The 8,200-nt window shown below is 68.9% G+C and carries 11 protein-coding genes; 4 read left to right on the top strand and 7 right to left on the bottom strand.

Annotation, left to right across the window (positions count from 1 at the left end; all coding sequences use genetic code 11):
- Window positions 1-1,182, bottom strand: a 1,182-nt coding sequence (gene mshC, locus ACR2JI_RS11270) for a cysteine--1-D-myo-inosityl 2-amino-2-deoxy-alpha-D-glucopyranoside ligase (protein WP_526390159.1), incomplete at its 3' end; no start/stop codon positions are given.
- 1 nt (window position 1,183) lies between these two features.
- Complete coding sequence (locus ACR2JI_RS11265) at window positions 1,184-1,948, bottom strand: 3'(2'),5'-bisphosphate nucleotidase CysQ (RefSeq protein ID WP_526390158.1); 765 nt, start codon at window positions 1,946-1,948, stop codon at window positions 1,184-1,186.
- Window positions 1,949-2,013: 65 nt separating this feature from the next.
- Between ACR2JI_RS11265 and ACR2JI_RS11260 the strand changes: the two genes are divergently transcribed.
- Window positions 2,014-2,472 (top strand): META domain-containing protein, encoded by a 459-nt coding sequence (locus ACR2JI_RS11260; RefSeq protein ID WP_526390157.1) that lies wholly within the window; start codon window positions 2,014-2,016, stop codon window positions 2,470-2,472.
- On the opposite strand, the gene ACR2JI_RS11255 is transcribed toward ACR2JI_RS11260, so the two are convergent.
- Genes ACR2JI_RS11255 through ACR2JI_RS11235 form a run of 5 tightly spaced genes read right to left on the bottom strand, consistent with a single transcriptional unit; the run spans window position 2,469 to window position 5,767 of the window.
- Window positions 2,469-3,266 (bottom strand): Rv2133c family protein, encoded by a 798-nt coding sequence (locus ACR2JI_RS11255; protein WP_526390156.1) that lies wholly within the window; start codon window positions 3,264-3,266, stop codon window positions 2,469-2,471. The two genes, ACR2JI_RS11260 and ACR2JI_RS11255, sit on opposite strands and share 4 nt — an antisense overlap.
- Window positions 3,263-3,859: an Rv2134c family protein gene (locus ACR2JI_RS11250; protein ID WP_526390155.1), complete on the bottom strand. Its 597-nt coding sequence runs from the start codon at window positions 3,857-3,859 to the stop codon at window positions 3,263-3,265. The genes ACR2JI_RS11255 and ACR2JI_RS11250 overlap by 4 nt, the downstream gene beginning before the upstream one ends.
- A 29-nt stretch (window positions 3,860-3,888) precedes the next feature.
- Window positions 3,889-4,584 (bottom strand): histidine phosphatase family protein, encoded by a 696-nt coding sequence (locus tag ACR2JI_RS11245; protein WP_526390154.1) that lies wholly within the window; start codon window positions 4,582-4,584, stop codon window positions 3,889-3,891.
- Window positions 4,585-4,588: 4 nt separating this feature from the next.
- A complete protein-coding gene (locus ACR2JI_RS11240; protein WP_526390161.1) occupies window positions 4,589-5,422 on the bottom strand; it encodes an undecaprenyl-diphosphate phosphatase in 834 nt (277 codons plus the stop codon).
- A 45-nt stretch (window positions 5,423-5,467) separates the two neighbouring features.
- The gene (locus ACR2JI_RS11235; protein ID WP_526390153.1) at window positions 5,468-5,767 is read right to left on the bottom strand and encodes a hypothetical protein; all 300 of its coding nucleotides are present in this window, start codon (window positions 5,765-5,767) and stop codon (window positions 5,468-5,470) included.
- 126 nt (window positions 5,768-5,893) lie between these two features.
- Here ACR2JI_RS11235 and ACR2JI_RS11230 point away from each other — a divergent pair, with 126 nt between their 5' ends.
- The 3 genes from ACR2JI_RS11230 to ACR2JI_RS11220 all read left to right on the top strand — a co-directional run.
- Window positions 5,894-6,934 carry a hypothetical protein gene (locus tag ACR2JI_RS11230; RefSeq protein WP_526390152.1) on the top strand — a complete coding sequence of 347 codons (1,041 nt, stop codon included), beginning with the start codon at window positions 5,894-5,896 and terminating at the stop codon, window positions 6,932-6,934.
- Window positions 6,935-6,951: 17 nt separating this feature from the next.
- Window positions 6,952-7,197, top strand: coding sequence for a DUF5703 family protein (locus tag ACR2JI_RS11225; RefSeq protein ID WP_526390160.1), 246 nt, complete (start codon window positions 6,952-6,954; stop codon window positions 7,195-7,197).
- Window positions 7,197-8,200: quinone-dependent dihydroorotate dehydrogenase (locus ACR2JI_RS11220; RefSeq protein ID WP_526390151.1), on the top strand; the 1,004-nt coding region annotated here is incomplete at its 3' end. The genes ACR2JI_RS11225 and ACR2JI_RS11220, both read left to right, overlap by 1 nt.

Below are 8,200 nucleotides of genomic sequence, written 5' to 3'. Positions count from 1 at the left end.
CTGGTCGTGTCCCCCGTATTCGAGCGCGTCGGTCACCCAGCCGTCAACGGCGGCAAGCGCTTTCGGGGTGTCCAGATCGTCGGCCAGGTATCGGCGCATCCGCCCGATCAGGTCGGTCGCATCAGGTCCAGCCGGCAAGCCGGTCGCGGTTCGCCATCGCTGTAAGCGGGCAGTGGCCTCGGCGAGCACCTCGTCGCTCCAGAAGCGGTCGCTGCGGTAGTGCCCGGCCAGCAGGCCCAGTCGGACGGCCGCGGGGTCGACGCCGTCCGCACGCAGGCGAGATACCAGCACCAGGTTCCCCCGGCTCTTGCTCATCTTGTGGCCATCCCAGCCGATCATCCCGGCATGCACGTAGTGCCGGGCGAATCGCCGCTCGCCGGTGGCCGATTCGGCATGTGCCGCGGAGAACTCGTGGTGCGGGAAGATCAGATCGCTGCCGCCACCCTGCACGTCGAATCCAAAACCGATGCGGCTCAACGCGATTGCCGAACATTCGATATGCCAGCCGGGGCGGCCGGAGCCGAACGGCGCCGGCCAACTCGGCTCACCGGGTCGGTGTGCCCGCCACAGCAGCGCATCCATCGGTTCGGCTTTTCCCGGTCGGTCGGGGTCTCCCCCGCGCTCGGCGAACAGCGCCCTCATGGTCTCGGTGTCGTAGTTGGACTCGTACCCGAACTGCACGGTGGCATCCGCGCGGTAGTACACATCCGGATAGTCGGGGTCATCGACCACATAGGCGGCACCGGAGGCCAGCAGTTTCTCCACCACCTCGATGACTTCGGCGATGGCTTCGGTTGCGCCGACGTAATCGCGTGGCGGCAGCACCCGCAACGCGGTCATGTCCTCGCGGAACAACTGGGTCTGGAGGTCGCCGAGTTCTCGCCAGTCGACACCGTCCCGCGCGGCCCGCTCGAATAACGGGTCGTCTACATCGGTGACGTTCTGGACGTAGTGCACCGCGTGGCCGGTGTCGCGCCACACCCGGTTCACCAGATCGAAGGTCAGGTAGGTCGCGGCGTGGCCGAGGTGGGTGGCGTCATACGGGGTGATCCCGCAGACGTACATCGTCGCCGTGTCTCCCGGCGTGGTGGGCCGGACCTGGCGGTCAGCGGTGTCGTAGAGCCGCAACTCCGGACCCCGCCCGGGCAGTTCGGGCGCCTCAACGTCTGACCACGCGTGCATATCAGCTGGCCAGCCACATCGCGTCGAGTAGCAGGTCGGCGACCTCAGGACGACAGAACAACAGATCAGGCGACCAGGGGTCGGGCTGGTTGTAGCGCAGTGGGGAGCCGTCGATCCGGGTGGCGTGCAATCCGGCCGCCGCCACCACACCGGCCGGCGCCGCGTTGTCCCACTCCCACTGACCGCCGGCGTGGATATAGGCATCGGCGTCACCGCGCACCACCGCCATGGCTTTGGCACCGGCCGACCCGATCCGGAGGAATTCGATATCGAGCCGGTCGCGCAGCCGCCACAGCACCGCCGGCGGCCGGTTGGAACTCGCGGTGATGCGGATCGGCCCGGTCGGCGGTGCCGCCGGCGCGGTCACGGTGTCGCTGCGGTGCACCTCACCGAGCGCGGGCAGTGCGACGGCGGCGTCGGTGATGACACCCTCGGGGGTTCCGGGGGTGCGCTGCCACAGCGCGATGTGCACGGCCCAATCGTCCCGGCCCGGCATGGAGTACTCCCGGGTGCCGTCGAGCGGGTCGATGATCCACACCCGGTCGGCATGCAGCCGTTGGAGGTCGTCATGCGCCTCTTCGGAGAGCACCGCGTCACCGGGCCGTTCGGCCCGCAGACGGCGCACCAGCAGCGCGTTGGCGCGAAAGTCACCCGCGTCACCGAGACCCGGCGGGAAGTCGTGGCCGACCTCATCCCGCACCGCCAGCAGTAACCGTCCAGCCTCGTGCGCCAGGTCGGCCGCCAACTCGGCGTCGGTGCTACTCACCCCGCAAGTATCGCTGACCGCATAACCGGCGCTCCCCCGACGTCCCGGCGGCTAGATTCGCTGGCATGCGGATATCTGGCAGGCGGACACTGTGGGTACTCCCGATCGTCGCCCTGGCGCTGGCGGCCTGCGGCTCGGCGGCGGCGGCCGACCCGTTGACCGGCACGAGCTGGCATCTGGTCGGCATCGTCTCGATGGCACCGGCGGAGCAGCCGAACACGACGATCGACGACCCGAACCTGTATTCGGTGACGTTCGGCGACGACGGGCGAGCCACATTCCAGGTGCACTGCAATCGTGGCAGCTCGACGTGGCAGTCCGAACCTGCGGCGCCGGACTCTGGCAGCCTGACCTTTGGTGAGCTGGCCCTGACCCGGATGTACTGCCCGCAGCCGTCGGCCGACACCATGGTGGTCGCCGCGCTGGGACGGGTCCGCAGCTACCTGATCTCCGACGGGAAGCTACATCTGTCGCTGGAGGCCGACGGCGGCATCATGAACTGGACGCCGGCCGGGCAGTCCTAGAACGCCGGCCAGGGCAGCGGGCTGCGCCCATCGGGCTCGGGCATCACCGGGTCATCGAGTAGTGCTCTGACCCGCCTGCGCAGGGCGGCCAGTTCGGCGGCTGTGATGTGTTCGGCGAGCTGCTCGGCGAGATCGCCGCCGAGTTGCTCATCGAGTCCGGCAATGGCCTCCAGGGTGGCCGCGTCGAGTGGCCGGCCCGCCCAGCCCCACAGCACCGTGCGCAGCTTGTCCTGGACGTGCAGCGACACCCCGTGGTCGATTCCGTACACCCGATCGTCGACTCCGGTCAGGATGTGGCCGCCCTTGCGGTCGGCATTGTTGACGATGACGTCGAAGACCGCGACCCGGTGCAGTCGCGGGTCGTCGGCGTGTATCAGCTTCACTTCGTCGCCGGAGTAGTCGTAGGCGGTGACGATCGGAAAGTATCCCGGCGGAACGGAATTCGCCGGGCACAGATCGACCATTGCGCAGTCACCCGGTTGCTCCACCCACAGTTGCAGCATCCCGGGTCCGGCGGGGCCGTCACGAATGATGGTGAGCGGAACGACATCCCAACCCAATGCGGCCGAGACGAGATAGGCGCCGACCTCTCGGCCGGCCAGCGTCCCGTCCGGAAAGTCCCACAGCGGCTGCTCACCCGCGACCGGCTTGTAGACACACTGCACGACGTCCCCGGGCTGGTCGGGAAGCGCTGCCTCACAGAGGTATGTCGCGTTACTTGCTGAACGAATCCGGCCCAGGACGGTCAGCTCGCCGCTGTGCAGCGCCCGGTGTCGCGGGTCGGCGTCGGTCACGGTTCGGGGTCGTCTTCTGCATCAGAAGGGGAACCGGCCAGCCCGCCGCGCAGATACCCGTTGGTGCGCACGCACAGGTGACCATCCGGGTCCAGCGGCTCCTCGCAGAGCGGGCACGGCGGCCGTCCGGCCGCGATAACCCGCTGGGATCGTTCGGCGAACTGACGCGCCGACTCCGGGGACAGGAACACCCGCACCGCGTCGGGACCTTCCTCAGCGTCATCGAGGATCACCGAGGCGTCGTATTCGGTCTCACTGACCGCCAGCAGCTCCACCACCACACTCTCGGCCTCGGCATCCCACCCCAGTCCCATGGTGCCCACCTGGAACTCGGCATCGACGGGGGTGATCAGCGGACTCAGATCAGCCACCTCGGTCTCCGGTGGAAGCGGGGTGCCGAACCTGCGGTTGATCTCGACCAGCAGCGCGCCGATCCGTTCGGCCAGGATTGCGACCTGTTGCTTCTCGCACAGCACCGACACCACCCGCTTGTCGTGAACGGCCTGCAGATAGAACGTCCGGCTACCGGGCTGGCCCACCGTCCCGGCGACGAACCGGTCGGGGGTGCGGAAGACGTGAATTGCGCGGGTCATGGTCACCTCCAAAATACCGGGGCCGGAAATCAGTCGGTCGAGCCGCCGACGACAGCATCATCGTCGGTTTCGCCGTCTGCGCTGGGGGCAGGCGGTGCTGAGAGAGCCGACGCCAGTTGGGCTCCGGTGTGGTTGAGGTGGAGGACGAACGGCCGCACCGGGGTGTAGCGGATCACACTCATCGACGCGGGGTCGGCCGTGATGCGCTGAAAGCTGTCCAGGTGAGTGCCCAACGCGTCGGCGACGACGGCCTTGATGACATCGCCGTGCGTACACGCGATCCACAGGGCGTCGCCGCCGTGCTCCTCGGCAAGCCGACGGTCATGTTCCCGCACCGCGGCCACCGCCCGGGTCTGCACCTGGGCCAGACCCTCGCCGTCGGGAAACACCGCCGCGCTGGGCTGCTGCTGAACCACCGTCCACAGCGGCTCCTTGACCAGCTCACCGAGCTTGCGTCCGGTCCACTGGCCGTAGTCGACCTCGGAGAGCCGGTCGTCGACCAGCGGATCGAGGCCGAGCGCGGCCGCCAGCGGTTCCAGAGTGAGCCGACAGCGCAGCAGCGGTGAGCGCACCAGCGCTTTGATCGGCAGGCCCTCGAGCCGTTGCACCAGGGCGGCGGCCTGCCCGGTGCCCTTCTCATCGAGTTCGACGCCCTGCGCGCGGCCCGCCAGGGTGTGGGCGGTATTGGAGGTGGAGCGGCCGTGCCGCAGCAGGATGACGGTCATGCGCTCACGTCGCAGCCACCACGCCGGTGCCCAGCAGCGCCATCACGGTCAGCGACAGCACCACCCGGTAGCCGACGAACCAGTACATCGCATGGTTGGTCAGGAAGCGCAGCAGCCAGGAGATCGCGGCGTATCCGACCGCGAAGGTGATCACCACCGACACCAGCAGTTGTACTCCGGTCGCACTCATCCCCTCGGTGACCGGGTGGAAGGCGTCCGGCAGCGAGAACAGACCGGAGGCGAACACCGCCGGAATGGCAAGCAGGAAGCCGAATCTCGCAGCCAGCGCACGATCAAGGCCGAGGAACAGCCCGGCGCTGATGGTCGAGCCCGATCGGGACACCCCGGGCACCAGCGCCAGACACTGCGCCAGACCGACCAGCAGGCCGTCGCGCCAGGTGAGCTGCTCGGCGTGGCGGTCCTGCCGGCCGAAGTATTCGGCCGCAGCGATGACCGCCGAGAACACCAGCATGGCGGTGGCGATCACCCACAGGTTTCGCACTTCGGAGCGGATCTGATCCTTGAACGCAACACCCAGCACAACGATCGGGATGGTGCCGATGATGACGTACCAGCCCATCCGGTAGTCGATGTTGTCGCGATGAGCCCTGACGAAGATTCCGTCGAACCAGGCTTTGAGAATTCGGATGATGTCGCGGCCGAAGTAGACCAGGACGGCCGCCTCGGTGCCCAACTGTGAGACCGCGGTGAATGACGCCCCGGCGTCTGCTCCGAAGAAGATCCTCGACACGATCGCCAGGTGGCCCGATGAGGAGATCGGCAGGAACTCGGTCAGTCCCTGCACCGCGGACAGGACGAGCACCTGCAACCACGACATCGACGACACATCCACGCCGCTGACCGTACTAGGAGCGACGCGGGATCAACGGCCCGGTTCGGCCGAGGCGACGGTGTCGCGGACCGCGGCCAGCAGACTGCGCGGATCGTCGACGTCGATATCGGCCAAGCCGCGGGTCGCGGTTGCGACCACGTCATCGGGCGCCGGGACCGGACCGGACAGCCGCGGACGGTAGATCTCGACGATGAGCGCTCCGCGGTGGACGCGGAAAGAGAACAGCCGACCGTCACCGAGGCGGCCGAATCCGCTGGCGAAAACGCCGGTGATGAGGTCCTCGACGACGAACTCGCTCCCGGCGGGATGGGGGGTCGCGGCCAAGGTCACAGCCACACCATAACCCCGGTTACGGGCCCTGGGAGGCAAACGGCGATCGGCTCGCCGGAGAGCCTGGGTTCAAGGCACGGCCCTAGACTCCCAGGAGCGAACCGCCCGAGAGACCCATGAACCGATATGACCGGGGGCTACCCGTTGCCTGACCAGAAGAACCGCACCGCCGCGAGGGTGGGCGGACTGCTGATGGCTGTCGCGGTGCTCGGCGGGTGTTCATCCAATCCGGCTGACGCTCCGCCGCCGACGATCCAACCGGCCCGGGTCGGGGTGTCACCGCCGGCCGTGACCGCGCCGGCCGGGCAGGTGCTGCCCGTGGACGGCCGGCCGCAGGCCGCCCTGGTCGACCGGAAAACGTCATCGCTGGCCGTTCTGACACCCGGTTCCGGCACCTCGACGGTCACCGTCATCAGCGGGTCAGGCACGCCGCGCGTCGTGGCACTGCCGGGACCGGCCACTGCGATCTGCGGTGACGGCCAGGGCACCGTCTTCGCGGCCACCCGGGGCGGCGTCTTCACCGTGGACCTGCCGGCCGGCACATCGGCGCGCACCACCGTCGCCGGCCACACCGACACCGATTTCATCGCCATCGCCCGGCGCGCCGACGGCCGCCTGGTGCTCGGCAGCGCCGACGGGGACGTCTACACGCTGACGCCGGACATGACCGTCAGCGCGACCGCAAGCATCTTCGCCCGGGTGGACGCCATAGCCACCTGGGGCGATGTCGCCGTCGTCCTGGACCGCGCGCAGACATCGGTGACCGCCCTCAACGCCGCGGGCACACCACAATTGGCGCTCCGGGCCGGGCAGGGTGCGACCAACATCGCCATCGATCCCGCGGGCCGTGCGCTGGTCACCGACACCCGTGCCGGGCAGCTGCTGGTCTTCGGCCTCGACCCGCTCATCGAGCGCCAGGCCGCACCGGTCGCCGATTCGCCCTACGGCGTGACCGGTTCGGCCACGCTGGCGTGGGTTTCGCAGACCGCCACCAACACCGTCGTTGGCTACGATCTCTCTACTGGAACCCCCGTGGAGAAGGTGCGATATCCGACCGTGCGCCAACCTGACTCGCTGGCCTTCGATGATGCATCGGGCACCCTGTACGTGGTGTCCGGGTCGGGAGCCGGCGTGCAGGTGATCCGTGATGCGGGGGCGGCCCGGTGAGCGCCGCCTACGGCCGCATGCCCGCCGCCTGGGCCGCCGGCCTCACCGACGACTACGAATGGATTCCGTTGCGGCTGCCCCCGGAGGTCACCCGGGTGACCGCGTCGACGCGGCTGTCCATCGAAGCCGAGTACCGGGGCTGGGAGCTGACCCGGGTGCGGCTCTATACCGACGGTAGCCGCCGGGTTCTGTTGCGGCGCAAGAAGACCCGCACCGATACTGAGTCCGGTGTGCCGCCCGCGATCGATCAGCCGGGCCTTTGATTTACGACGCCGTGCGCCGCGCGCTGTTCCTGGCGCCGCCCGAACGCATTCACACCCTGGTATTCGGCGCACTGCGGGCCGGCACCGCGACCGGCCCGGCCCGCCGGCAGCTGAGCCGGGTGCTGGCCCCCCATGATCCGATACTGGCCAGCACGGTCTTCGGGGTTCGCTTCCCCGGCCCGATGGGGCTGGCAGCCGGCTTCGACAAGGACGGGCTGGGCCTGGACACCTGGGGCGCAATGGGATTCGGCTATGCCGAGATCGGCACGGTCACCGCGCTGCCCCAGCCGGGCAACCCGGAGCCCCGGTTGTTCCGGCTGCCCGAAGACCGCGGGCTGCTGAATCGGATGGGGTTCAACAACTCCGGAGCCGGGGCACTGGCACTACGGCTGACCCGGCACGCCCCGGATGTGCCGATCGGGGTGAACATCGGTAAGTCGAAGATCACTCCGCCCGAGCACGCCGCCGAGGACTATGCCTCCAGCGCCCGGTTGCTCGGGCCGCTGGCCGACTACCTGGTGGTCAACGTCAGCTCCCCCAACACCCCCGGACTGCGCGACCTGCAGGCGTCTGAGTCGCTGCGCCCGATCCTGACCGCCGTGCTGGCCGAGACCAGCACACCGGTGCTGGTCAAGATCGCTCCCGACCTGTCCGACTCCGATGTCGACGCCGTCGCTGACATCGCCGTCGAGCTGGGACTGGCCGGCATCGTGGCCACCAACACCACCATCTCGCGGGCCGGTCTACGCACCCCTGATGTCGACGATCTGGGTCCGGGTGGGGTCTCCGGACCACCGGTGGCGCAGCGCTCGCTGGAGGTGCTGCGGAGGTTGTACGGGCGGGTCGGCGATCGGTTGGTGCTGATCGGCGTGGGCGGGATAGAGACCGCCGACGACGCCTGGGAGCGCATCACCGCGGGAGCCACCCTGCTGCAGGGCTACACCGGCTTCGTCTACGGCGGAGGCCTGTGGGCCAAGCACATTCACGACGGTATCGCCGCGCG

It is taken from the genome of Mycobacterium sp., from assembly GCF_051006775.1.
GTDB lineage: Bacteria > Actinomycetota > Actinomycetes > Mycobacteriales > Mycobacteriaceae > Mycobacterium.
The sequence above is the reverse complement of the archived record's forward strand: the minus strand, read 5'-3'. Positions and strand labels throughout refer to the sequence as shown.

Coding starts and splice junctions, on each gene's coding strand:
- ACR2JI_RS11260 (WP_526390157.1), top strand. CDS start 2,014: ATGCGGATATCTGGCAGGCGGACACTGTGGGTACTCCCGATCGTCGCC.
- ACR2JI_RS11250 (WP_526390155.1), bottom strand. CDS start 3,859: ATGACCCGCGCAATTCACGTCTTCCGCACCCCCGACCGGTTCGTCGCC.
- ACR2JI_RS11245 (WP_526390154.1), bottom strand. CDS start 4,584: ATGACCGTCATCCTGCTGCGGCACGGCCGCTCCACCTCCAATACCGCC.
- ACR2JI_RS11240 (WP_526390161.1), bottom strand. CDS start 5,422: ATGTCGTGGTTGCAGGTGCTCGTCCTGTCCGCGGTGCAGGGACTGACC.
- ACR2JI_RS11230 (WP_526390152.1), top strand. CDS start 5,894: ATGACCGGGGGCTACCCGTTGCCTGACCAGAAGAACCGCACCGCCGCG.
- ACR2JI_RS11225 (WP_526390160.1), top strand. CDS start 6,952: ATGCCCGCCGCCTGGGCCGCCGGCCTCACCGACGACTACGAATGGATT.